A 24554-nucleotide genomic window follows, 5' to 3' on the forward strand; every position below is an offset into this window, starting at 1 on the left:
GTATTCCGACAACCCTTCTGCTTGCTTGAAGCGCCACGGTTGTTTCGTTAATCATTGAAATCCCAAAAAATCAACAATCAACTCACTGTTCTGGTCATGGTGGGTTTTAGGTACGAAAACCCATGTTTGCAGGTTGGTTTTATTGGTTTTCTTGAATTTACTTGAGTGCCCTTAGTCCACCTCAAATTCACGAATGATAGTTTAAAGTAATATTTTTTAGCAATAGCGCTGAATTAAACGCTAGCTTTTTGCTTAACCCTTTTCTTTTTAGTCGCTTTACTCGTTTTAGAGTTTTGTTCTAACAGCGGCTTTAAAAAATTTCCGGTATGGGAGTGCTTTAGTTTTGCAATATCTTCAGGTGTCCCTGTGGCGATAATTTTACCGCCGCCACTACCCCCTTCAGGCCCTAAATCGATAACCCAATCAGCTGTCTTTACAACATCTAAATTATGTTCGATCACAATAACGGTGTTACCGTGATCTCTTAAGCGATGTAGGACAAGGAGTAATTGCTGAATATCGTGAAAATGTAAACCTGTTGTTGGCTCATCAAGAATGTATAAGGTGTTGCCGGTGTCTCGTTTTGATAACTCTCGTGATAGTTTTACTCGTTGCGCTTCACCACCGGATAAGGTCGTTGCCGCTTGACCGAGGCGTATATAGCTTAAGCCGACATCCATTAACGTTTGTAATTTTTTCGATACCGCCGGTATTGCATTAAAAAATTCGTTGGCGTCTTCGATGGTCATATCCAATACTTCATGGATACTTTTACCTTTATATTTAACTTCTAAGGTTTCGCGGTTATAACGTTTGCCTTTGCAAATATCGCAGGGCACATAAACATCGGGAAGAAAATGCATTTCGACTTTAACAACGCCATCACCTTGACAGGCTTCACAACGACCACCTTTGACATTAAAACTAAATCGCCCCGGTTTATAACCGCGTGAGCGGGCTTCTTGTGTTCCTGAGAAAAGTTCACGAATAGGCGTGAAAATTCCAGTATAAGTTGCGGGGTTAGAGCGCGGAGTTCTTCCGATAGGACTTTGATCAATATCGACACATTTGTCGAAATGATCCAAGCCTTGAATGCTTTTATATGGAGCTGCTTTAAGTGTTGTCGCTTTATTTAATGCCGTGGCAGCAAGAGGGTGTAAGGTGTTGTTGATTAGCGTTGATTTACCTGAGCCACTTACGCCGGTAACGCAAGTCATCAAGCCGACGGGAATCCAACAGGTAACATCGTGCAAATTGTTGCCCGTGGCACCCTCAATCACCAATTGTTTTTTTGGATTAACTTCAGTCCGCTTTTTGGGAACCGCAATTTGTTTTTTGCCCGATAAATATTGTCCGGTAATGGAGTTTTTAGATTTCATTAGCGCGTTCATGTCGCCTTGAGCAACGACTTCACCACCGTGAACACCCGCACCTGGGCCTATATCAATAACGTAGTCAGCACTGCGAATGGCTTCTTCATCATGCTCAACAACGATCACGGTATTGCCGAGATCGCGTAAGTGAGTCAAAGTTTTCAGCAAGCGATCATTGTCCCGTTGATGCAAACCAATCGAAGGTTCATCAAGAATATACATAACGCCCACTAGTCCAGCGCCGATTTGACTGGCAAGCCGAATGCGTTGCGCTTCACCGCCGGAGAGCGTTTCTGCACTACGACTCAAGGTTAAATAATTTAAACCGACGTCGACCAAAAATTGCAGTCTTTCGCGCAGTTCTTTTAAAATTTTATCTGCGATTTCTCCCCGCGCGCCAGCAAATTTTAATTGCGAAAAATAATCAAAGGCATCGCCAACCGGAAGAGACGTGATGTTGGGTAAGGTTTTTTCGTCTATAAAAACGTTTCTCGCTGCTAGGCGCAAACGGTCTCCATGACATTCCGGACAATTTTGCGATGACAAAAATTTTGCCAGCTCTTCGCGAACAGTTTGGGAGTCAGTGTCGCGATAGCGTCGTTCCATGTTGGGAATAACACCTTCGAAAACGTGGGTTCGGCTATAAACATCACCGCGATCATTAACGTAACTGAAATCAATTTCCGTGCTGCCAGAGCCATGGAGAATTACTGACTGATCTTTTTTGCGAAGCTTTTTCCAGGGTGTGTTGATATCAAAGCCATAGTGATCAGCGAGAGAAGACAGCATGTGAAAATAATAAATATTGCGTCGATCCCAACCACGAATGGCGCCTTCTGCTAATGATCCATCGGGGTTTTGTAAAACGCGGCTTTCATCAAAGTATTGCTTTACGCCTAGACCATCACAACTTGGACAGGCACCAGCGGGATTGTTGAAAGAAAATAATCTTGGCTCAAGTTCGCTCAGGCTATATTCGCATTGTGGACAAGCATGTTTCGCAGAAAACAAACGATCTTCATCTTCGCCATCCATAAAACTAATGCTAACAATGCCGTCGGAAAGTTGCAGCGCAGTTTCTAAGGATTCCGCTAAACGCAATTTAAGATCATCGCGGACTTTAAAGCGGTCAATCACCACATCGATGGAGTGCTTCTTCTTTTTGTCGAGCTTTGGGGTGTCATCGAGATCAACCACGATGCCATCAATTCTTGCGCGTATAAAACCATCGCGACGTAATTGATCAAAGACATGTAAATGTTCCCCTTTGCGCTCACGAACGATCGGTGCCAGCAACATTAGTTTGGTGTCGGCCTTTAGGTCGAGAATATGGTCGACCATTTCGCTAATCGTTTGCGCTTGTAGCGGTTCATTGTGGGTAGGGCAGCGCGGTTCGCCAACGCGGGCGAAAAGCAAACGAAGATAGTCGTAAATTTCGGTTATCGTGCCAACCGTTGAGCGAGGGTTGTGTGATGTTGATTTCTGTTCAATCGAGATGGCTGGGCTAAGGCCTTCTACGTGGTCGACATCGGGCTTCTCCATCATCGACAGGAACTGGCGAGCATAGGTTGAAAGTGACTCAACATAGCGACGTTGTCCTTCGGCGTACAAGGTATCGAAGGCGAGTGAAGATTTACCTGAACCAGATAAACCCGTTATAACCACGAGCTTGTCGCGGGGAATATCGAGATCTATATTTTTGAGATTGTGGGTGCGAGCACCCCGTACCGAAATTGTATCCACTCGTTTTGTACCACTATTTCATAAAGGAAATGAACCGGGCATTATAATTGCCGGCAAGGTTCAGGCATACCTCGAATGTTGTTGGAAGCTGATAAAAACCCAGAAAATGCAAATACCTAGATCAGTTGAATTCACCATTGTTAATAGAAGAGTGCGCAAATAGCTTAAGTATTGCTCGGTCAGGAATAGTGGTGGAGTTCATTGAAAAGACTGTTTATGCTTTCGCTCCTTTTTAACATTTACCCAATGACTCAAATTCCCTTCCTTTGCATCAATTTAGAGAGCTTGCGACTTTGATCAAAAATGCGACTGATGAACCTTCTTTCCCCGGCGCAAAAGCACCGGATCGCCAACGAACCGTCGACTCTCATGGTATTCGCCTAGCGGTTTATGAGTGGGGAGAGGCAGAAGCACCACCACTTTTGCTCGCTCATGGCGGCTTTGATTTTGCGCGAACCTTTGACGTCTTTGCCCCCTTGCTAGCAGCGGCCGGATATCGCGTGGTGAGTTGGGATCATCGCGGCCATGGTAATTCCGAGCACGCCGAACTTTATTGCTGGCAAGCCGATGAACGTGATTTGTTGGCTGTTGCAAATAGCATCAGTACCGAGCCTTTTCCGGTGGTTGGCCATTCAAAAGGGGGGTCGATGCTTGCCCATATTATCCAGGCGATGCCCTTTCGCTTTAGTCGTTTTGCGTCAATTGATGGTTTACCGTTTCGCCAATCTCCTCCTGATGTCGCGAATCGAGAACGTACGATCAAATTACGTGAGAAAGCCATCAAATGGTTGGATGAGCGTCGCCGTTGCCACGATATGGAAAGGCGACCCGGCACGCCGAAACAATTGGCTGAACGACGAGCGCCAATGAATCCTCGCCTTTCAGCCCAATGGCTGGAATACATTGTTTATAAAGGCGCTTACGAATCTGCGGACGGATGGCGATGGAGGATTGATCCCTCCCTACGTTTCGGCGGCTTCGGGCCTTGGCGCTCACGCTGGGTCACCGATCGCTTACCAGGGTTCCCCATTCCCTTGTTGGCTTTGTTTGGCACCGAAAGTGAACCCATGGGCTGGGGGGTTGACCCTGAAGCGCTGCGCAAGTATTTGCCTAATACAACGCGGGTAGAAGTGCTTAAAGATGTTGGTCATTTTCTCCATATCGAAAAGCCCACCGAAACCGCCGAGCTAGTTCTGGAGTTTTTACGCAATGATTAAGCAGCTCACTCATGGTCGAATTCAGCTAGCACTCCACACTTTGCAAGAGGGGCCACATCCGCGATTATTGTTGTTACATGGTTTGGGCGAGCAATCTCCTGCGCAGGTACCGAGCCAATACAAAGACTGGCCGGGTGGAATTTATGCCTTGGATTTTACTGGTCACGGCCAATCTACCGTACCTCGTGGTGGTGGCTACACTGCCGAACTGCTCATCGCGGATGTAGACATTGCCCTTGCAGAACTCGAAGGGGCGACGTTAGTAGGACGTGGTCTCGGTGCCTATGTTGCGACGCTAACCGCAGGTAGTCGCCCCGAATTAGTAAAAGGCGTTATTGTTTTAGACGGTACAGGCCTAGCGGGTGGGGGTGCGGGATCAAGTTCACCCTACATTGGTTATCCTGATCCAAACCTAAGCGCTAGCCCAGATCCCTTTGCGATATTGGAGTTAACGACTGACGTAAGACCGGCCGATTACTGTATCGAGTTTGTTAAATTAGCGATGGAGTATTCCGGGCTAGAGCGGCCAATCTCTGTGTGTTCATGCGAGCGTGTTCCCTGGTTGTCAGAAATTGTTGAAGAGTCAGGGGTAGAAGTGACAAGTTTAGACGAAGCGCTTAAGCACTATTCTAGAGCAGCAGCTCCGTAGCGATTGCTACAAAACTATAGCTTCCCACACGTATTCTAATTGCCGCCAAATTCATCTTTTCTGTTTCATTTTTTAATAATCGTCTTCACGGACCATTAATCCCCCCAATAAAACCATGTTTATAGTCTACGCTTAGATAAGCGAAGCCTTTTTCATTACCTATTGCATGCGATTGATTAACCCTGCGCCTCGCTACATGGATGATCGCCCCTAGTGAAATCAGCTTTGGGAAATCCGGACTGAACGATGGAATTTAATCAAACATTCTTCATTCTTATAGGTCAATCACTTTTCTTTGTGGTTATCCTGGCTCTATGTCTAAAATTCGCCGCCAACAAACACCGTTTACATCTAAAGAAAATTGCTCAAGAGATTAATAAAACGGATTCTAGTCATGGCGCAACCGATGATAAAAATCAAACGAGTCAGCAAATCCGTGAGTTGTTGATGAAGAAAATTCAGCAACTGCAAACCAAGAATACTGCGCTAGAAAAAATTGAAGTAGAACATACAAAACTAAAAGAAAAATATGAATCTTTACGTTTAAACATGCTGAAAAAGCCCGGCGAATCAGCAAGTGTCAGTGCAGACCCTGGAGTTGCCAGTTTAAAAACGGCTGAGACTAAGCAAGAGCAATTTAATCGTAAAGCTAAATGCTTGAGTGATGCGTCAGGGTCGACAGAGAAGGCCTCTCATGAGTTAAAGAGCCTTAATAAGAAAAACACTGAGCAACGCGACACGATTGAAATATTGCGCTCTCAGATTAAAAAATATGAGCTTGAATCAAATTTAAACCAGATGCAGATCGATAAAAAAAACCAAGCGCTGGAAACTTTGAATTCTTTGGAGAATGCACTTCTTGAGTCCCAGTCAACTTCCGAAAGGCTAGAAAACAACCTTGAAAAACTCCGTCGCGAGCTAGATAAATCCCAAAAAGAAGTCGACCGCCTCGAAAAAATGAGGATGCAATCCGAGAGCGAAAGTATAAGCGAAAAGAAAACGGGAGATAAAAAATCCTATACTTTGATTTCTAAAAACACTCATGACGAAGTGCTTGATGATGAAAAAGATCCTTTCGAAATTGAAGCGATACAGAACTATCATAATTTAAAAAATGAAGTTCAACGTTTACGCAGTAGTACGTCCGAACAACGGCAGATGATCTTCTCTCTCGAAGGTGAGCTGATCGCTTTGCGTAAAGAGTTAGCAATTGGTGGATTGAGTCAGGAAGATCAGGCGGAAAAAGAAGCACAGCTTTCCAAGTTAGAAAAACTTCTAGCAGAAACGGAAGGTTGCGTGGGTATATTGGAAAATGAAATTTCCTACTTGCAAGAACGCATTGACTCCATGTCTTCCGACTCAGAGCAGGCCGCGGAAGGAGCGAAGGAGATTAAAAATACTGACGAAATTTCGCAAGAATTAGATACGATCCGCACCGAACTAGAAGTCGCCAGTCAGCGTTTAGATGAAGACTCGAAAATAAGATCACAGCTAGCAGCGGCAATAATAACGACATCAAAAACGGATATGGATTCAAAAGTTCATGTTGTTGCCACGCACGTCTTGGAGGCGCTTGAAGATTTTGGTGAACAAATCATCGTGAAAATCAATGCGAAGCAAGGTGAGATAGAGGTTTCTAGCTCCGACAAGTTAGCAGCTAATGTAAAATCAGCTGTGACTAATGTGCTGAGGCAGAGCGTCACCTCGAAAGCCACGGAATTTGATTTAATCGATAATAACCAGGGCTTATTGGCCGGACATCGTAGGGTTGGAGTCTATTTAAGAACAGGTATCAAAAGTAGGCCTGAGATAGAGCAATTACGTACCCATCTGGAATATGTTCTAGTGGTGGCAGACTCAATGGTGGCGGCTATTGATGAAGGCTTATTACTGAAGAATCAAAAAGCAACAATGCAACGTTTGATTCAGCGGGTGAAGAAAAATTTGTCGACTCGAGCGGTGCAGAGTAAGCATCAATCAGCCGAAATAAGGCGAACCGTCGATGATTTTTTGTCAGAGTTATATACCAGCTTGCACACAATGAATTTAACTGAAAATCAAAGCAAATTTTTTGATGTGATGATAGATGAGGTGAAAGAACGGATGCAGGTGTTATTCGAAACGGAAATCGCAGTGGATACTGCTTTCGTTGATTTTATTGAGAAGCTTGATCGAGGTGGTGATCAGGGTGCCGATCAAGCTTAATAATAATGTCGATTCGTAATATTTCTAATGTTAAAAAACAGCTAAGTTTTTAGTTACTCATGCCTTGGCTAGAAATGTTTTGTCGTGACCAATTAATCGCTTCAATACGATTCGCAACATCAATCTTTTTGTAAATATTATATAGATGAGTTTTGATGGTATGTTCACTCACTTTCATAGCGGTGGCCATCGCCGCGTTAGTCGCACCATTTTCCAACAAGCTTAATATCTCTCGTTCTCGACGTGTCAACAATTCTGGCGCTTTGATGTTGTGCCGAGGTGCGCGGCGGTTGCGTTCCAAATAGGCGTGTAACAAACGACGAGGAACCCAGAAATCTCCTTCAAGGATCAGCCGTAAGCCATCAATAATTTGCTGAGTATTGGTATCTCGAAAGAAAAATCCTTTTAGACATGGCCATTCAAGTAGTGACTCATGCAAACTTGACTCTTCAGTGTTGTACAAGGCAACGGGCGGTACAACACCGGAATTTTTTTGGTTAAGCCAATCCTGAATGTGGTTGGGGGTGTAGCAACTGCAATCGATTAAAATTACAGGTCGAGATTCAATGTCGATAGCTTCTTGGAGCGGTAAAACTTCACATAACTGAGTAAGGTTTTGCGAAAGCTGATCAGCGAGCGCGCGGGGTTCTTTACCCGTGTCACTAGAAAAGATTGCGATAGATGAAGAATTGGAATTTGTGTTCAAAATTTCTACTGCCATTCAAGTCAGTCCTTTGCTGAAAGCGAATCCATTCCGGAAAATACGGAGCCAACTCAGATTCAATTCCAGAGTCAGCGGAACAACTTCAATTGGCAAGAATAGAACGGTAACGAACCTACTGCAACTGGCTGGGTGACTGAAGGGTGTTTATTTGTCTCAAGTGCATTGAATTCTTCAAATCTTGAGCTACTTTCCCTTGCTTTCTGGGGTAAAATGCTGGGCTGCCGTTCGACCTTACCGATAATACGAAATAATGGAATACGGTGGGTGCTGCAATAAGTTGTCTTTTTATCCAAGTTTGAGCTCTGTTTGTGTGAATAATCACCACTACCCCAACGAACGACGTGCCGTACTCTCGCTGGCTACTCTTTATATATTCCGAATGCTCGGGCTGTTTATGGTGTTGCCCGTGCTCTCTCTCTATAGCGAAGATTATCGCTACAGCAGTCATTTTCTCATTGGCTTGGCGCTGGGCGCCTACGGTTGTAGTCAGGCTATCTTACAAATTCCTTTTGGGATGTGGTCCGATCGCTGGGGCCGTAAGCCCGTTATTCTATTTGGGCTATTACTGTTTGCCCTAGGCAGTGTTATCGCTGCTATGTCCGACACCATTTACGGTTTAATTTTGGGGCGCTTTTTACAGGGAACTGGGGCAATTGCCAGTGCCATTATGGCGATGGTTGCAGACCTTACTGCCGATGAGAACCGGACCAAAGCAATGGCCAGTATTGGTGCGTCCATCGGCGTGTCTTTTGCACTTGCGTTTATATTGGGGCCGATAGTTGCGAATTTCGGCGGTGTTTCCGCCATATTTTGGGTGACCGCAGCATTCGCTCTAATTGGTACTGTGGTTCTGGTATGGGTGGTGCCAGAAGTCCCGAAACTGCATGTAAACACAGATATGACGTTGCCAAACTCCCCGCTTACTAGCAAGAATATTACGGCTGAGATTTACCTTGCTCTCAAAAATCGAGAATTACTGCGGCTCGATTTTGGAATTTTTATTCTGCATTTTATTCTGATGGCTAGCTTTCTCATCGTTCCTAGATTGTTGGAAAACAGCGCGGGCATTCCGCGCGAACAGCACCCTTATGTCTATACGGCAATCTTGGTAGCGTCTTTTATTGTTATGTTGCCGTTTATTATTCTTGCCGAGCGTAAGGGAAAAATTAAGCCGGTTTTTGTTGGCGCGGTCGGATTGTTTGCTTGCGTGCAGCTTTTATTGGCGCAGTTTTTCGTTATCCCCGCTTTTTTGTTAGCGGGTTTATTTTTGTTTTTTCTGGCCTTTAATCTACTTGAAGCCACATTGCCTTCGCTGGTGAGTAAGATATCGTCTTCACGTCATCGCGGTACTGCCAATGGGGTTTATTCAACTAGCCAATTTCTCGGTGCTTTTTTAGGTGGCGCACTTGGCAGCCTAGTGTTGACCTATGGCGGTGAAAAGGCTGTCTTTGTGCTTTGTGCCGGTTTGGCTGCTTGTTGGTTTTGGGTCGCAATGTTTATGGCAAAACCCAAACAGTTGTCGAGCGTCATGGTGACGCTCGCCGAGCTGGCCGATCAGCGTCAGTGGCTGTCAAAGCTTCAACAAATTCCGGGTGTGGCAGAAGTCGCCTATATCGAAGAGCGGCAAGCCGCTCGACTGAAAGTAGATAGACAAATTTTTGAGCACCGCTTTATCAGTGAGATGGGCTTGAGCGAAGCTAAGCCATAGCGCAGTTGTATTCGGGGTCTTAGCGGCGCCGAGGTATTTTTTCTCGATCATCAAGAAGAATAAGAACTTGCTCTCTGGTCGGATTTGCTAGGGTGGTGTAAGCTGGCCAGTCTGGCGTGAAAGGGCGGAAGTGGGCACTAGACCTGGTGGCTGAGGATGCTTAACTCAATAAAGGCAAGGCTAAACAATAACTTAAATGAGCTTTCGCAAAGAATACAACACATTCAGATTACACATTTTTCAGTCGGCAACCTGCGAATAGAATCACTATTTAGCAAAGCGCTAACTTGAACAACGATTAGGAGAGAACGATGGCCCGGGGCGTGAACAAAGTAATTTTAATTGGCAATTTAGGACAAGAACCTGAAACCCGTTATATGCCAAGTGGTGGTGCCGTAACTAACTTGAGTTTAGCGACATCTGAATCTTGGAAAGATAAGCAAACCGGCGAAAACCAAGAGCGAACAGAATGGCACCGCGTGGTGTTTTTTAATCGTCTTGCGGAAATTGCCGGCGAGTATTTACATAAAGGTAGTAAGGTTTACGTCGAAGGTTCTTTGCGAACGCGTAAATGGCAAGACAAAGATGGCCAAGACAAATATTCAACTGAAATTGTCGGCAGCGAAATGCAAATGCTAGATAGCCGTGGTGATTCCGGTGGCCAGATGGCCAGTTCAAATTACAACAATGCGCCACCTCGGAATGATCAGCGTTCTTCAAATCAACCGCCACCTCAAGGACAGCAATCATCAGGACAAGCGCCGCAGCCGCAAGATCAGGGAATGGATAGTTTTGATGATGATATTCCGTTTTAAGGCCGTCTTAGGTTTTGCCACCGAACAGATTTCATGAGGAAGTCTAGTCTGTGACCGCCGCGAAGGATTCTCTTATCTCGACCGAAGTTCTTGTCGAGACCCCCGAAAGTATTGATCTTAATGCCGAGCCAGCAGGAATTATCAGTCGCGCTTTGGCCTGTATGCTTGATTGGCTAATTCGCGGCATTCTTTTATTTGTCGCCTACCTACTTTTTGTCTTAATTTTTGGATCTACCGCCGGTCAGGGATTTACCATGATCACATTTTTTATTTTGTGGTGGTTTTATCCGGTTATTTTCGAGGTGTATTTCAATGGCCAAACGATTGGCAAAATGCAGATGGGTATCGCCGTTGTCAACGATGATCTGACGCCAATTTCTTGGGGGACATCAATGATTCGCAATGTACTACGTACCGCGGATTTTATGCCCCTTTTCTATACTTTTGGCCTTGTCGCCATGGCTACTACGACAAATTTTAGGCGCATCGGTGATATCGCCGCGGGTACGATTGTCATTTACAAACAGAAAAATAATTTAACCAGAGCAACATCAAGCAAGTTTCCCAATAGCCTGCCAAATAGTAGACCTCGCCCACCAACTATTTCTTTGGACCGCCAAGATCAAATTGCAATTGTTGGATTTACTCAACGCTTCCGTGATTTGAGTGAAGCGCGGCAACATGAATTAGCGTCAATTTTGGAACCCATTTTGCCGGTGGATGATAAACATCGCGTCGATTATTTACGGGGTATTGGCCGCTGGTTGCTGGGCGACCGATGACGAAAAAACATGTAGCGAAAGGCATGGAACATAGATGAAGCAACAGGACTTTGAATTAGCCCATCAAATGGTTTGGCAAGATCTAGAAACGCTTTTAGCTTGCAAGAAAAAGCGCGACAGAGATCCCGAAGTACTGCAACGATTGCCAGTACATTATCGACAAGTCTGCCATCATCTTGCGTTGGCTAAACATCGTCGTTACAGCACCTTTCTCGTTGACCGACTCAACTTAATCGTTGTCGAATGCCATAATATTTTATATTCGCAAAGCGCGCGTTTTCGCTATCAATGGCTACGTTTTTTTATTGAAGATTTTCCCGTCGCGCTGTATCGCAATCGTTTTTTTATCCGTTTGTCTACCGCATTGTTTTGTGTGCCCTTGTTTGGTATGGGCATCCTTTGTTATCTCGATCCCGAATTAATTTATTCAATTATGGATACATCGCAAGTTCGCGGCATGGAGTCAATGTATGACCCCGCGGCGCGGGTATTGGGAAGAGAGCGTGAAGCCGACAGCGATTTATACATGTTTGGATTCTATATCTATAACAACATCGGCATCGCGTTTCGTAGTTTTGCATTAGGTATTTTTTTCGGCATCGGCTCGGCTTTTATTACGGTGTTTAATGGCATTATGATCGGCGCAGTCGGTGGCCATCTCAGTCAACTGGGTTATTACTCGACTTTTTACCCATTCGTGATTGGTCATGGTTCTTTCGAGCTAACTGCAATTGTTCTTTGTGGCGGTGCTGGTTTAAAAATTGGTTCCGTGTTGATTGCTCCCGGGTCGCAGACACGCATTGCGGCCCTAAAAGATGCCAGTAAAGACGTCATTCAAATTGTTTTTGGCGCAGCAGCGATGCTTTTAATCGCCGCCTTTCTCGAGGCGTTTTGGTCATCGAAAGCGAGCTTGCCAATACCCGTCAAAATTTCTGTCGGTGTTGCGTTGTGGCTCATGGTTTTATCTTATATCGGCTTAGTTGGAAGAAAGAAATATCATGGATCTGAGCCGAATTAAAATAGACCCGCGTTTGCGCACCCCTTGGGAAGCCATCGATTTAGGTTTCGTCATGGCTCGCAAATGGTGGTTGCCATTAGCCTTGAGTTGGGCAATTCCAAGCTTCTTTCTATTTATTGTTGTCACCGCAATTTTTCCTAATTATCCCTTAAGTTGTTTTCTTCTGGTTTGGTGGCTCAAACCGCTATGGGATCGTCTGCCGATTATGTTGGCAAGTCGCGCCTTGTTTAGCGAGCCTCTCGAAGTGAAAGGCGTATTGCGACGAATGTTTTCAATCTTTAGAAGAGATTGGTTTTCATCTCTCACTTGGCGTCGGTTTAGCCCAACACGTTCTTACGATATTCCTATTGGTATTTTAGAAGGCTTAAGAGGAGCCGAGCGCTCTCGCCGATTAAATTTGCTCCACCAAAAATCTGAAGGTGCTGCGATTGGTTTGACTTTGGTTTGTTTTGGCATTGAATATATTTTAGCGTTTGGATTAATGGGGGCCGTGTTTTTACTGATTCCTATTGAAGTCGATGTCGACTGGGCAAGCTATCTTCAATCCGATGATCCGGCCCAAGCGATTTTCCTTAACTTCCTTTATTGGCTTTGTGTTGCCGCACTTGCTCCTTTTTACACGGTGGCGGGGTTCGCCTTGTATATATGTCGGCGTATAGAACTGGAGGGCTGGGATATTGAAATTCGCTTCCGACATTTGATAATGCAGCACCAAGAGAAAAATATTAAGAAGCCGATATTTAAAAACAAAGGAGCAGCTGATTCGAACACTGGGCTTAATTCAAAACTGATGTCCGCATTAATTGCTAGCGCCATGATGGGGATGTTATTGGCAACGACTTTACCGCAACATTCTTGGGCGCAAACAGATACGACCCAAGAGCAAGAAAATAAAACCAGCCTCTCTCCTTTTGTCCAACAGTATTATGAAGAGCTAGCTGAATCGCCAAGCGCTCAGCGATCCAAAGATGAGATCATTGAAATTTTATCGGGCGATGATTTTTATCAACCTGAAAAGACGGAGTCCTGGCGCTGGAAGCGCGAAGACGTACCCGAGGTTAGAGAACCTTCAAATAGCTGGCTCGAAAATTTTTTCGGCGGCATACGCGATTTCGTTGGTTTATTTCTCGGTGGTTTCGAAATTCTATTCTGGTTACTGATTGGAGCCGTCATCGCCTTTGTCATTTATCGTTTCCGTGATGCCTTGTCCGCTATTGTGATACCAAGAAAACAAAAAGTTGAAAAACAGCAGACTGAAGTGCTATTCGGTTTGGACGTGAGACAAGAAAGTCTGCCAGACAACATCACCGAAGAGGTGGATAAACTATGGCAACAAGGCCAACACCGTGAAGCACTGGGCTTGTTATATCGCGCGACACTATCCGGCCTTATTTATACCTATAGTTTTGAATTTTTTGATGGCTACACGGAGCAAGAATGTGTCGACGTTGTTAGCCAAAGATCGAATGAGCGACTTAGTAGCTACGTAAAACAATTAACCCGTGTTTGGCAATTGATCGCCTATGCTCACCAAACTCCAGACAGAAGCGAAGTTCAGTATTTGTGTTCACAATGGTCAGGTTTTTTTGTAAATGAGGCCCAGCATGCAAGCTAAAGCGTTAAAAATATCGCTTATTATGGTTTGCGTGCTCGCCGCTGTTGCGGTTCTCGTTTATCTGGTATTGAGAAACATAGAACGCGTAGAAACAATTGAGAGCGGAATTTGGAGTGACGAGGCACGCGAGAACCCTTATCTGGCGGCCGAGCGTTTTTTGGCATTATATGGGATCGAATCGGAATCGAGTAATCAGCTTATCGATGTCAAAAGTCTATCCACTGACAAGGTCTTGGTGATTAAAAATGCAAACGATGTGGTAATTAACTCAAGAGTGAATGACGTTGTTGAGTGGATAGAAAGAGGGGGCCACGTAATTGTTGAAGCGCAATTAAACGATGAAGAGCAAAACGATATTCTACTGTCCTATTTTAATGTTGAAAAATTTACCGAAGAAGATACTTGGATAGGCGATGTAAATGCCGAGGAAATTTTTGGTGTCGATGACTTCAATGAATTTGAAACAGAAAGTGACGATACCGAGTTGCAGCGAGTTAAGCGGCAAGCCGAGCGAGATCGGCGCAGGCGGCTAAGAGAGCGACAATCATTCTCTAGGGATTTTTCCGCCAATTCATTTTCATTCTCAGAAAATATGAAAGCGTTGGAAGATTATTCGATACCTGAAAACACGGTGTTAATTGACCTTGAGCCGACAGGCTATTCTTTCCGGGCGGACTTTACTGGTAGTGGTTCTTTATATCACCCTGCAATGTATCGCGAGGACAAACAATACGAAGGGCATAAGCTAAATTACTGGACGGAGAGTGATATTGCTGTTGGCTATCTGCAATTACAAATTGGTGACGGTAGATTAAGTGTGATGGCAGATTTAAATATTTGGCAATCTCAACAAATCGGAATGTTTGATCACGCCTATCTGCTACGCGCGTTAGTCGCTCCTTCTGACCACGTTATATTTCTCTACGGTGCATCGGTCCCAGGCCTAATGGCGTTGATTTGGAATAATTACTTTGAGCTGTGTATTGCACTTATTATTCTCTCCTTGGCCTGGGTCTATTATTTTTCTAGACGCTTCGGGCCAATTCTAAACTCAAGGGCAGTCGCGCGTCGATCATTCAAAGAACATGTTCTCGCGGTGGGTGATTATTTTTGGCGAAATAAAATGCCGGATGAACTTGTTGAAAGCTTGCGCGAGGATATTTGGCTTGCCATGAGAAAACGCTATCCTGGTTTTGACACGTTTGACGGAAGCGTACAACTTAGCAAGCTCGCGGAAATAACACAGCAACCTGAGCAGGCCTTGCAAGGGTTAATGCACGGTGCGGCGCCAGCCGATGAAATTCGATTTTTTCACGCAGTAAAAACATTACAAAAAATTAGGAAAATGTTATGACAGACTTCAATGAAAAACCTTCATCGGAAACGTCAGAGATAAGTGATGTCGCAAGTGATGTTCCATCCAATAACGAAATTAGTGAGAGGTTTGGCAACGTAGGCAATGAAAAACCGGCGACTTCAAATGTCGCGCAAGCCGTGCAAAGTGCCAGCAAACGTTTAGCAAAAATTCGCGAGCGAATTAACAGTGTTTTGATCGGTCAAGAAGAAGTTGTTGATCAAGTCATTGTTGCTTTGCTTTCGAATGGCCACGTATTGTTAGAAGGCATCCCCGGTTTAGGAAAAACCTTATTGGTGCGCACCTTGGCTACATGTTTTGGCGGTACCTTCAAACGCATTCAATTCACACCAGATTTGATGCCTGCGGATATTACGGGGCATTCGATGTACAACATGGCAGACGGTGAGTTTCATGTGCGTAAAGGTCCGGTATTTACCAATTTATTATTGGCCGATGAAATCAATCGCTCCCCTGCGAAAACCCAAGCGGCCTTGTTAGAAGTGATGCAAGAAAAACAAATCACCATCGAAGGGGAGGCAATGAAATTAAGCTTGCCCTTTATGGTATTCGCGACGCAAAACCCGATTGAGCAAGAGGGCACCTATCCATTGCCGGAAGCGGAACTTGATCGCTTTTTGGTAAAAGTACTAATGGATTATCCTGACTATGACAGTGAAATAAAATTAACCAAAGATGTTTCTAGAGCGCCTTCTGATGACTTGCTGTCGGTCAGTAATACGGAAGCGCTTATTAACGCCGATGATGTGATAAAACTTCAAAAAATAGCCAGCGCAATAACCATTGACGATAAAGTTATGGATTATGCAGTGCGTTTAGTTCGCGCTACGCGAGAAAGCACCGCCATTGTTAAAGGCGCAGGACCGCGAGCCAGTATCGCGTTGGTTAAAGCAGCCAGAGCAAGCGCATTATTACGAGGCGATGAGTTTGTGTTGCCGGATGATGTTAAGAAACTAGCCCACGCGGTAATGCGACATCGAATAATTTTATCGGCGGATATGGAAATTGACGGGCAAAGCGTCGACGGTGTTTTGGATCAGTTACTCGAAACTGTGGAAGCGCCGCGTAAATGAGACCCAGCCGTCTTTTTATAAAAATACTGTTGATCATAAGCGGTTCCGCTTTGGCGGTTGCCTTGTTACGTCTGTATTTTTCAGAGACGGCTTTGTTCGCTAACTTGTGGTGGTTCGCACTCGCCATCTTCTTGCTCATTGCTTTGTGGGATGGTTTTTTTTCGAGTTACAAAAATCCGTTAACCGTGTACCGCGATTTACCCGGTAGTTTTGCCGTTGGGGTTGGTAATAAAGTTACCATCCGTTTGGATAATAATTTGGCGCGAGATTTATATTGCACCGTCGCCGATCATTACCCCGAGCAAATTCATGTGAAAGGTTTGCCGGTGTCCGTTGTGGTAATGGCGAACAAAGCGACGGAAATAAATTATTGGGCGCATCCTAACGCCCGTGGTGATGCCCACTTCACTACCGTCGAAATCCGTATTAAATCGCCTGGTAAACTTTGGGATTATCGGTACCGCTACTCGATACCGCAAACGGTAAATGTGTATCCAAACTTCACTGCGATAACGCAATTCGAACAGTTAGGGCATGATCAGCAATCGAGTCAACTCGGCGTTCACTTATTACAACGTCGCGGTGAAGGATTAGATTTTCATCAGCTCCGGGAATATCGCAATGGGGATACCTCGCGGCAAGTCGATTGGAAAGCCAGTTCACGAAGACGAAAATTAATCGCCCGCGAATATCAAGACGAACGTGATCAAGACATTATTTTTCTTTTGGATTGTGGTCGTCGAATGCATGCGAAAGACGGCGAACTCAGTCATTTCGATCACTGCTTAAATTCAATGTTGTTGTTGTCTTACGTCGCCTTACGCCAAGGCGATGGCATTGGTTTGTTAAGTTACGCCGGCGATAAACGTTGGCTGCCGCCGGTAAAAGGCAAAGCCAATATCAATGTCATTTTAAATTCAGTTTATGATTTACACTCCAGCACCGCGACGAGCGATTTGGTAGAAGCCGCGACAGAGTTAATGGCAAGACATCGCAAGCGCGCCTTAGTTATCGTACTTACCAATATCAGAGAAGAAGACCGCGACGATGTCGTTGCCGCGACGCAATTGTTAAACAAAAAACATTTAGTTATGGTCGCCAGCCTGCGCGAAAATTTCCTCGACGAAGTTATCGAAGAACCAGTAACTGATTTTGATTCCAGTTTGCTGTATTGCGAAACCACCGAAATCCTCGCCATGCGCACCCGCCTTCTCGACAGAGTCCGCAGTAGCGGCGTCATCGTCGCTGATTCAATTCCGCAGCAACTGCCGATTCATTTAGTGAATCAGTATTGGGCGCTGAAGAGGAGTGGGAGGATTTAGGGGCGAAGCTAAATCTAAGCAAGGTATTTTAGTTTAATCTTGTTCTCTTCTCATGTCGCTCATCGAGCCATTGCATCCATACGCACCAAAAAGTTGGTAGATAATCATCTGCACGACCAACCCAATATTCAGCTTGAAGCTCAGGCAAGTCGATTGCCGCATCGACTAAATTTGAATAAGTTTGAGCGGCAAAGCTCACATCGCAATATGCGCTCGTAGTTTCTGCATGATCGACCGCACAAGCAAAGCCGTCCCACAAAATTCGCATCACTTGTTGCGGCAGCATGCTTCTATGTTCGTACAGTTCATCCCTACTCGAGCTATAATTATCGAAGTAGTCCAAAGTTTCCTTTCTGTTCATTATTGACCTCGAATAAAAATAATAGTGTTTAGAGAAATAAATTAATCTTCGTCCATCGGGCTAACAACCCATCCACCAATATCTTCTAGTACATGAAGATATATTTCCGTGGTTTTTATATCGCTGTGTCCCATCAACTGCTGAATCTTTCGTAAGTCATAACCTTTTTGCAATAGTCGTGTTGCAAAGGAATGCCTAAATGTATGACAGCTTGCTTGTTTGTGAATGCCCGCCTTGCGTATTGCATGATGGACTTGACGTTGAATAGTTTGTCGATGGATATGATGACGCCGCTCAACTCCCGCTCTTGGATCTACCGACAGTGAAGTAGAGGGAAATAGATATTGCCAACCTAGTTCCTTCGGGTAATTCGGATACTTGCGCGCAAGCGCATTGGGTAAATAAGCGGCACCAACACCGACTTCAAGATCTTTTTGGTGTTGAATATTTACTCGCTCGATTTGTTCGGTGAGTTTTGAATTCAAACTTTTCGGCAGCAACGTTGTTCTATCTTTATTGCCTTTTCCATCGCGCACAACGATATAGTGCATAGCTAAGTCAATGTCTTTAACTCGCAATCGAACCGCTTCTGAAATTCTAAGCCCCGATCCATAAAATAACTGCGCGATCAATTGCGAAGACGATTGTAATTCTGCAATAACCGCTTTTGCCTCTTCGTGGGAAAAAACCGTTGGTATGCGTGGCGGACGCTTCGCATAACGAAAAGCTAGATCGCCGAGTGGTTGGTTCAAAAACTGGTTGTATAAAAAGGAAAGCGCGTTTAAAGCTGTTTTCTGAGTATTAACGGAAGCATTTCGTTGAGTTGATAACTGAGTAAGAAAGTCTGAGACATCTTCAGTACCACGGTCTTTCGGGTGAGATTTTTCGCAAAAGCGAATGAAATAACGTATCCAATAAATATAAGTTTTTTCTGTCGCATAGCTTTTGCCCGTTTTGCGAAGAAATAAACGTATTTGGTCAAGAAGTCGAGTTGGTTGAAGCGGTATTGGCGGCGGCACGCCATCCATTGCAAACCGCGATTCGTAAACATTGAAGTCAATATTCGAGAATGTCGTGCGCTTACGATGATTTTCTTTTCGCTTATTTACATCCATTTCAGCTTTCCTTGCTTTTAGAATATAGCTGTATATATTAACAGTATTTCTGTGATTTACAACTGCGGAGTTAAAAATGTTCACAAGGAGGTTTTATGAAGGTGATAAAGACAATTGCTGCGGGTGAGAAGGGGAGTGTGCGGTTTTTGGATGAATGGGGCGACAATCTGTTGGCAGTACGTTATCGCGAGGACGTGGAGCGAGGGTTGATTTTAACAACAGTGGAAGTTGTGGTTGATGAACGTACCAAGATGAGTAAGAATCGTCAACAGATTGGTTACCTGAAATCGCGATCTCGCTCGTTAGTTTTTATTAGAATCGGATACCATGGGCGAGAATTACAAACTAAAGCGAAAGCAGCCGGCGCACGATGGGATAAAAATAAAAAACAATGGTGCATGAAATATCAATCCGCAATTAATATTGGATTGAAATCGAGGATAATTAGAAAAGTTGAAGGAAAAAATGAGAAGCAGTAGACAATTCGAAAAATACGTAACGTGGCTAGATGTAGGCACCGTGCCTAGATGTAGACACAAGTGGTCAGATATAGGCACGGTGCCTATATCTGACCACGTTATCTATTAAACTGTTACGTGTCTGTAAATCTGAAAGAATGTGAGAATTGATGAAATGGCGACAAAAGAGGAAGTCCAGACATTCTTTGAGCAGCAATTTGAAGGTACTAAATTAATAGTAGAAAGCTTGGGAAATAAGCAGGCAAAATTAAGAAGGCCAGTAACGAAGCAAGACTTAAGGCCCGGAGGCACAGTATCGGGTCCCTTTATGATGGCACTTGCAGATGCTGCATTATATGCAGCCATATTTGGAGAGCTTGGTATAACTGCAATGGCGGTTACCACAAACATGAATATAAACTTTCTTCAAAGGCCAGTAGCTTCATCCGATCTATTAGCAGAGTGTTCGCTTTTAAAAGTGGGTAAAAGTTTGGTAGTAGGTGAAGTTTCAATACTCTCGGATGGCAACACTAATCCTGTAGCACATGCTGTAGGCACCTTCTCAATACCAAAATAAAATGTCTGAAATAAAAAAACACGTAACAAGTACAATCAACAGGACTCGCCACTCCGTGGCTCGCCGCTGTTGTAGGCGTTACGTGTATTAAAAATCATAATTTAGTGTCGCCGCAAAAAACAAATGTGCATTCTTTAAGTTACAAAAGATGCTAGATAGTGCGGTAGTAACTCAAACCCTGTCGCAGGGTAGAGAAGCCACGGAGCAAGGTTAAAAATTTCATTCTATAAGTATCGTAGTTCGCGGCTCAGTAAAGTTCATCGCAAGTACTTTTTGCAGCAACAACGTTCTAATCGGTAGCTTGCTAAAGTAAAACAATCGCGGTAGTTTCAAGTTTTTTGTTTGTACGTATCGGCAGCAACGGTGCCTTAAATGAAATACAAATTAAGTACACGTAACAAGGCGGTGTTGTATGCCGCTAAACGCGGCGGGACGCTCCTGGCGTCGCGCCCCAAACCTTGGCGTTAGGTGAAATAAAAATCTATGAAGAAATTGTTGATTATTGCAAGCTGTATAATTTTAATTTCCTGTGAAAGACAGGAATTTCAAATGTACTCTATGGCTCCAGGCTCGCCATTATCTGTTTCACTTATAAATATTGTAGCTAATCCAAAAAAATATGAAGACCAACATATCCAAGTATATGGTTACCTTTCGGATTCAGCTGGAAGCCTTCATTTGTTTATTTCCAAAGATAGTGCTTCAGTTTTAGATTTTGCATCTTCGGTTTATGTTGAAGATATAGCTGTTGATGGAAAATATATTTCCGATATCTGTAGTGGATACAACGCTCGCTTGCAGGGGGATTTGTTGTACATTCAAGAAGATAGAAATATCAGTGGTTACTATGAAATTGTTAATTTAAAGAGAATATCAATTTTTGATGAAAAAAATGAAAGTACCGATTGCTGGAAAAGCGACACCTAACAAATTTAGGCACAGCGAAAACCAGTTGTTTCGCTTTCGCTACACAACCGTTTTCGCGTGCTAAAGGCGTTAGCAATACATATGAACGAGCAAATATCACAAATTAAAACAGCAACTCGCAAGAAATTCTTGTTTGGAGAAAAGCCTGTCTACTCGCAAGGAAAGAAGAATTCTCCAGAGTTGCTCTCTAAAGTTGAAGAAAAGTATAGGTTCACTTTTCCGCCGGAGATAAAAGAATTCCTGTTGGAGCTTGGGTCAGGATCTACGGAGGATTTTTACATAAATCACGCTGAGCAAATATACCCATTCGATGAAGATAACGGGCCGATCGAAGGGTTCGTTGCAATCGCGACAGATACTCTAGGTAACTATTTTGTTTTTAATCCAAAATCCGAAAACGATTCTGAAATATTTTACTGTTGCCATGATCCATTGGGTTATGGAAAAGTTGCACCAGACATTGGTTCCTTTTTAAAATCATTTGTCGGCAACGGGTTTAAAAATCTAGACATCACCAACGAACTTAGTCTTACTGAATATGAATAAATTGCTAACAAAGCAATCTAGCGGACCCGGGCAAGCAATGGCCTTGAAAAACAGGCCATTAAACGCTTGCCGGGCCCGCTAATTGCGGCGTTAAGCCTACATTAGAGTTTAGAGTATTAAATGAACATTATAATTTTTGGACCAAATGGTAGTGGTAAAGGAACGCAAAGTGACCTTATAAAGGATATTTACTCTCTTGCGCATATAGAGTCTGGAGATATATTTCGAGAGCATCTTGGCCAAGGAACAGAGCTTGGGAAAAAAGCTAGTGAATTTATGGAAAAAGGAGAATTGGTCCCGGATGAAATTACGATTCCGATGGTACTTGAAACTTTGGGCAACATAAAAAACCAAGGCTGGCTTCTTGATGGATTTCCAAGAAACGTTTCGCAAGCAAGGTCTCTGAACCAATCTCTAATCGAAAGCGGTAGCGAATTAAATTTTATAATAGAAATTGAGCTTGAGCGTCCAATTGCAAAAAATCGAATAATGGGCAGAAGAATCTGCACAGAGCATTCGCATCATCCAAATAATATTTATATAGAGTCAATTCAGCCTGCTAACAACTTGTGCCGAGTCTGCGGCGCAAGTTTAAAAACAAGAGCTGATGACCAGGATGAAGAAGCTATCGACAAAAGGCATGACATATATTACGACAATGTTACTGGTACCCTGGCTGCTGCAAATTATTTTCAACAAAATAGTTCAGCTCAATATATAAAAATCGATGGTAGCAGTTCAATAGAGAATGTAAAAAATGAACTATTATCTAAGCTTGGCAAATAAAAGGCTTAACAAACGCAGCAACACGGACCCAGCAAGCATTGGCCTTAAAAAGCAGGCCAATAAGCGCTTGCAGGCCCGGTTCTGCGGGCGTTAAGCATCAAGGAAGTGCAGATGTATCAAGAGTTAGAACGAAATATTCCAGGCCATCCAAAATGGAAAGGCTCATTTTACGAAAGACTGGTCGAATATCGCGAGTGGGATGTCGATTCGTTCTGGTCGTTACATTTAGAATTATTACAGATCGCGAAGAATAATAAAGAATCTGATATGGTAGATCGCAATCTCGCATATAAGCTTTTAACTATCCAACAAAAAGTTTTAAATTTGGTTACATCGCATTTTGTAAAAAACGACATCTTCAAAATTCGGAATTTATCTACAGATCAAATATATGATTTTAAAGAGAGGTTCGAAATGGCAATAATAAGTGCAGTCACTGGTAGTGTTGTTCCAGAATCATCTTTTAAATTGACAAATCCATTGGTAAAAAATGCTTAACAAAGCAATCTTGTTTGCCGCGAAAAGACGCGGCGGGACGCTCCTGGCGTCGCGCCCCAAATTGCGGCGTTAGAGCTACAAAACGGAGATCGAATGGAGAATCCCCTTAAAGAAAGAATTGAATATCTAATTGATTTATGTGGGCAGGTTTTATCGACTAAACGAAGCACTGAGCATAGAAGCGATATAGTCGATGGAAGAATACAAAATAAATATCGTACAGCGGGTCTATCTTTCATAAGCCAGTTCTATGGCGAAAAACATCCTTACTACATTGAGTTTCACTCAAAGGATAGTAATTACGGACCAACCATCGAACAATCGCTCGGTGTGCTTGAGGCGATTTCCGATGAAATTGATCAAGGCTGGCATAAAAGTATCAGAGGCGTCGTAAGTGCAGAACTTTTTTCAGATTTTATTGAAATGGCCAATCACCTTTTGGATGAAGGCTATAAAGATGCAGCTGCCGTAATGTTAGGTAGCACCTTAGAGGAACACCTCAGGCAATTAGCTAGAAACAATGGGGTAGAAGTTGAAATCGAATCGAAAGGAAAAATTAGCCCTAAAAAAGCCGACGTTCTTAATGCTGACTTGGCGAAAGCAGAAATATATAGCAAGCTTGATCAAAAGAATATTATCGCATGGCTTGGGTTGCGCAATGATGCCGCTCATGGGAAATATGATAATTATTCTAAAGGGCAAGTAGTGTTCTTTTCGCAGGCACTAAATGATTTTATGGCCCGCAGCGAGGAAAAGCTCTAACAAATTAAGCAAGAAGGACGCCTTAATCGGCGCCTCTTCTTAAGGCGTTAAGTTTATTTTCGAGTATGGAAATATTATTCAAGAAAATAACGGTTCTAGCTGAAGAGCTGACACACAAGTTGAGCGCTAAAGTCGAACCTCCAGTGCAAGTACCTTGTGGAGATTCGTTTGTATTTCGGTATAAAGAGCAGACAATTTATCAAGCAATTGTTCAAAAACTTGCAAGGGTAACTAGTTCTCTCAACGCAACCAAAATTCTGATGGAACATGGTTACTATCAGGAACAAGCTGTAATGCATCGAGTGCTGGATGAGTTAAACGAGGATATTACGTTCCTCAGCATGGGCGTCATAAAAAACGATCTCAAGGATTTACACAACAAATTCCTCGACGCCTTTTGGGAAGAAGAATTCGATCAGGAAAGTAGTTTGAAATCCACCCAAAAGCGCCCAATGGTACGGAGGGAAAAAATTCAAGCGTATATTAACTATCAAGAAGAAGCGGGCGATGACCCTAGTACCGGAAAAGAAGCAGCGAGAACGGTATCTAAAGCATATTCCGGGTTTGTTCACGCTGCATCACCTCAAGTTATGGAAATGTACGGAGGTTCTCCAGGTCAATTTCATATGAAGGGAATGAGTGGGACTCCAAGAGAATTAGAATATCGAGATGAAGTGTGGAACTACTATTATAGGACTCTCACATCCTTTGCCCTGGCTTCCAAAGCATTTGGTGATGAAGAAGCTTTTAAGGAGTGTGAAGCACTCGTAATCGGTATGGAAGAGTCGGCTAATAAAAATTATGCATACAGTAGCAATAAAACTTAACAAACCAAGCCAGCCGAAACAGCGGGCAATGGCCTTGAAAAGCAGGCCATTAAAACGCCCGCAATTCGGCTGCTTGGA

Annotated in this window: 23 protein-coding genes; 19 read left to right on the top strand and 4 right to left on the bottom strand. The window is 43.7% G+C overall.

Features of this window, described 5'->3' with window-relative positions:
• Window positions 1-233: 233 nt before the first annotated feature.
• Complete coding sequence (gene uvrA / locus ACYUCY_RS16440) at window positions 234-3116, bottom strand: excinuclease ABC subunit UvrA (protein WP_460227611.1); 2883 nt, start codon at window positions 3114-3116, stop codon at window positions 234-236.
• Window positions 3117-3409: 293 nt separating this feature from the next.
• Between uvrA and ACYUCY_RS16445 the strand changes: the two genes are divergently transcribed.
• From ACYUCY_RS16445 to ACYUCY_RS16455, 3 genes are all read left to right on the top strand, one after another.
• Complete coding sequence (locus ACYUCY_RS16445) at window positions 3410-4333, top strand: alpha/beta fold hydrolase (RefSeq protein ID WP_460227612.1); 924 nt, start codon at window positions 3410-3412, stop codon at window positions 4331-4333.
• Complete coding sequence (locus ACYUCY_RS16450) at window positions 4326-4982, top strand: alpha/beta fold hydrolase (RefSeq protein ID WP_460227613.1); 657 nt, start codon at window positions 4326-4328, stop codon at window positions 4980-4982. The genes ACYUCY_RS16445 and ACYUCY_RS16450 overlap by 8 nt, the downstream gene beginning before the upstream one ends.
• A 246-nt stretch (window positions 4983-5228) precedes the next feature.
• Window positions 5229-7187 carry a hypothetical protein gene (locus ACYUCY_RS16455; protein ID WP_460227614.1) on the top strand — a complete coding sequence of 653 codons (1959 nt, stop codon included), beginning with the start codon at window positions 5229-5231 and terminating at the stop codon, window positions 7185-7187.
• 49 nt (window positions 7188-7236) lie between these two features.
• On the opposite strand, the gene ACYUCY_RS16460 is transcribed toward ACYUCY_RS16455, so the two are convergent.
• Window positions 7237-7908: a LuxR C-terminal-related transcriptional regulator gene (locus ACYUCY_RS16460; protein WP_460227615.1), complete on the bottom strand. Its 672-nt coding sequence runs from the start codon at window positions 7906-7908 to the stop codon at window positions 7237-7239.
• A 313-nt stretch (window positions 7909-8221) separates the two neighbouring features.
• On the opposite strand from ACYUCY_RS16460, the gene ACYUCY_RS16465 reads away from it, so the two are divergent.
• The 8 genes from ACYUCY_RS16465 (at window position 8222) to ACYUCY_RS16500 (ending at window position 17619) form a co-directional block, all read left to right on the top strand.
• Complete coding sequence (locus ACYUCY_RS16465; RefSeq protein ID WP_460227616.1) at window positions 8222-9619, top strand: MFS transporter; 1398 nt, start codon at window positions 8222-8224, stop codon at window positions 9617-9619.
• A gap of 377 nt (window positions 9620-9996) precedes the next feature.
• Window positions 9997-10434, top strand: coding sequence for a single-stranded DNA-binding protein (gene ssb, locus ACYUCY_RS16470; protein WP_460227637.1), 438 nt, complete (start codon window positions 9997-9999; stop codon window positions 10432-10434).
• Window positions 10435-10484: 50 nt separating this feature from the next.
• Window positions 10485-11216 carry an RDD family protein gene (locus ACYUCY_RS16475; protein ID WP_460227617.1) on the top strand — a complete coding sequence of 244 codons (732 nt, stop codon included), beginning with the start codon at window positions 10485-10487 and terminating at the stop codon, window positions 11214-11216.
• Window positions 11217-11250: 34 nt separating this feature from the next.
• Entirely contained in the window at window positions 11251-12234 is a 984-nt protein-coding gene (locus ACYUCY_RS16480) for a stage II sporulation protein M (protein WP_460227618.1), read from the top strand.
• The gene (locus tag ACYUCY_RS16485) at window positions 12215-13849 is read left to right on the top strand and encodes a hypothetical protein (RefSeq protein WP_460227619.1); all 1635 of its coding nucleotides are present in this window, start codon (window positions 12215-12217) and stop codon (window positions 13847-13849) included. The genes ACYUCY_RS16480 and ACYUCY_RS16485 overlap by 20 nt, the downstream gene beginning before the upstream one ends.
• Entirely contained in the window at window positions 13839-15203 is a 1365-nt protein-coding gene (locus tag ACYUCY_RS16490; protein ID WP_460227620.1) for a DUF4350 domain-containing protein, read from the top strand. The genes ACYUCY_RS16485 and ACYUCY_RS16490 overlap by 11 nt, the downstream gene beginning before the upstream one ends.
• Window positions 15200-16297 carry an AAA family ATPase gene (locus ACYUCY_RS16495; RefSeq protein WP_460227621.1) on the top strand — a complete coding sequence of 366 codons (1098 nt, stop codon included), beginning with the start codon at window positions 15200-15202 and terminating at the stop codon, window positions 16295-16297. Before ACYUCY_RS16490 ends, ACYUCY_RS16495 begins: the two co-directional genes overlap by 4 nt.
• The gene (locus ACYUCY_RS16500) at window positions 16294-17619 is read left to right on the top strand and encodes a DUF58 domain-containing protein (protein WP_460227622.1); all 1326 of its coding nucleotides are present in this window, start codon (window positions 16294-16296) and stop codon (window positions 17617-17619) included. Before ACYUCY_RS16495 ends, ACYUCY_RS16500 begins: the two co-directional genes overlap by 4 nt.
• A gap of 28 nt (window positions 17620-17647) precedes the next feature.
• Here the strand turns inward: ACYUCY_RS16500 and ACYUCY_RS16505 are convergent, their stop codons facing one another.
• Entirely contained in the window at window positions 17648-17980 is a 333-nt protein-coding gene (locus tag ACYUCY_RS16505) for a hypothetical protein (protein WP_460227623.1), read from the bottom strand.
• A 41-nt stretch (window positions 17981-18021) separates the two neighbouring features.
• Window positions 18022-19095 (bottom strand): integron integrase, encoded by a 1074-nt coding sequence (locus tag ACYUCY_RS16510; protein ID WP_460227624.1) that lies wholly within the window; start codon window positions 19093-19095, stop codon window positions 18022-18024.
• A 95-nt stretch (window positions 19096-19190) separates the two neighbouring features.
• Here ACYUCY_RS16510 and ACYUCY_RS16515 point away from each other — a divergent pair, with 95 nt between their 5' ends.
• The 8 genes from ACYUCY_RS16515 to ACYUCY_RS16550 all read left to right on the top strand — a co-directional run bounded on the left by ACYUCY_RS16515 (window position 19191) and on the right by ACYUCY_RS16550 (window position 24476).
• Window positions 19191-19574 (top strand): hypothetical protein, encoded by a 384-nt coding sequence (locus tag ACYUCY_RS16515; protein ID WP_460227625.1) that lies wholly within the window; start codon window positions 19191-19193, stop codon window positions 19572-19574.
• A gap of 139 nt (window positions 19575-19713) precedes the next feature.
• Entirely contained in the window at window positions 19714-20130 is a 417-nt protein-coding gene (locus tag ACYUCY_RS16520) for a PaaI family thioesterase (RefSeq protein WP_460227626.1), read from the top strand.
• 483 nt (window positions 20131-20613) lie between these two features.
• Window positions 20614-21057, top strand: a complete 444-nt coding sequence (locus tag ACYUCY_RS16525; RefSeq protein ID WP_460227627.1) for a hypothetical protein — start codon at window positions 20614-20616, stop codon at window positions 21055-21057.
• A gap of 81 nt (window positions 21058-21138) precedes the next feature.
• Entirely contained in the window at window positions 21139-21603 is a 465-nt protein-coding gene (locus ACYUCY_RS16530) for an SMI1/KNR4 family protein (protein WP_460227628.1), read from the top strand.
• A gap of 120 nt (window positions 21604-21723) precedes the next feature.
• On the top strand, window positions 21724-22389 hold the full coding sequence (locus ACYUCY_RS16535) for an adenylate kinase (protein WP_460227629.1): 666 nt from the start codon (window positions 21724-21726) through the stop codon (window positions 22387-22389).
• A gap of 111 nt (window positions 22390-22500) precedes the next feature.
• On the top strand, window positions 22501-22887 hold the full coding sequence (locus ACYUCY_RS16540; RefSeq protein WP_460227630.1) for a hypothetical protein: 387 nt from the start codon (window positions 22501-22503) through the stop codon (window positions 22885-22887).
• Between the two features lie 93 nt (window positions 22888-22980).
• Window positions 22981-23649: a hypothetical protein gene (locus tag ACYUCY_RS16545; protein WP_460227631.1), complete on the top strand. Its 669-nt coding sequence runs from the start codon at window positions 22981-22983 to the stop codon at window positions 23647-23649.
• 65 nt (window positions 23650-23714) lie between these two features.
• Window positions 23715-24476: a hypothetical protein gene (locus tag ACYUCY_RS16550; protein WP_460227632.1), complete on the top strand. Its 762-nt coding sequence runs from the start codon at window positions 23715-23717 to the stop codon at window positions 24474-24476.
• Window positions 24477-24554: the final 78 nt, after the last annotated feature.

It is taken from the genome of Aurantivibrio infirmus (genome assembly GCF_054767315.1).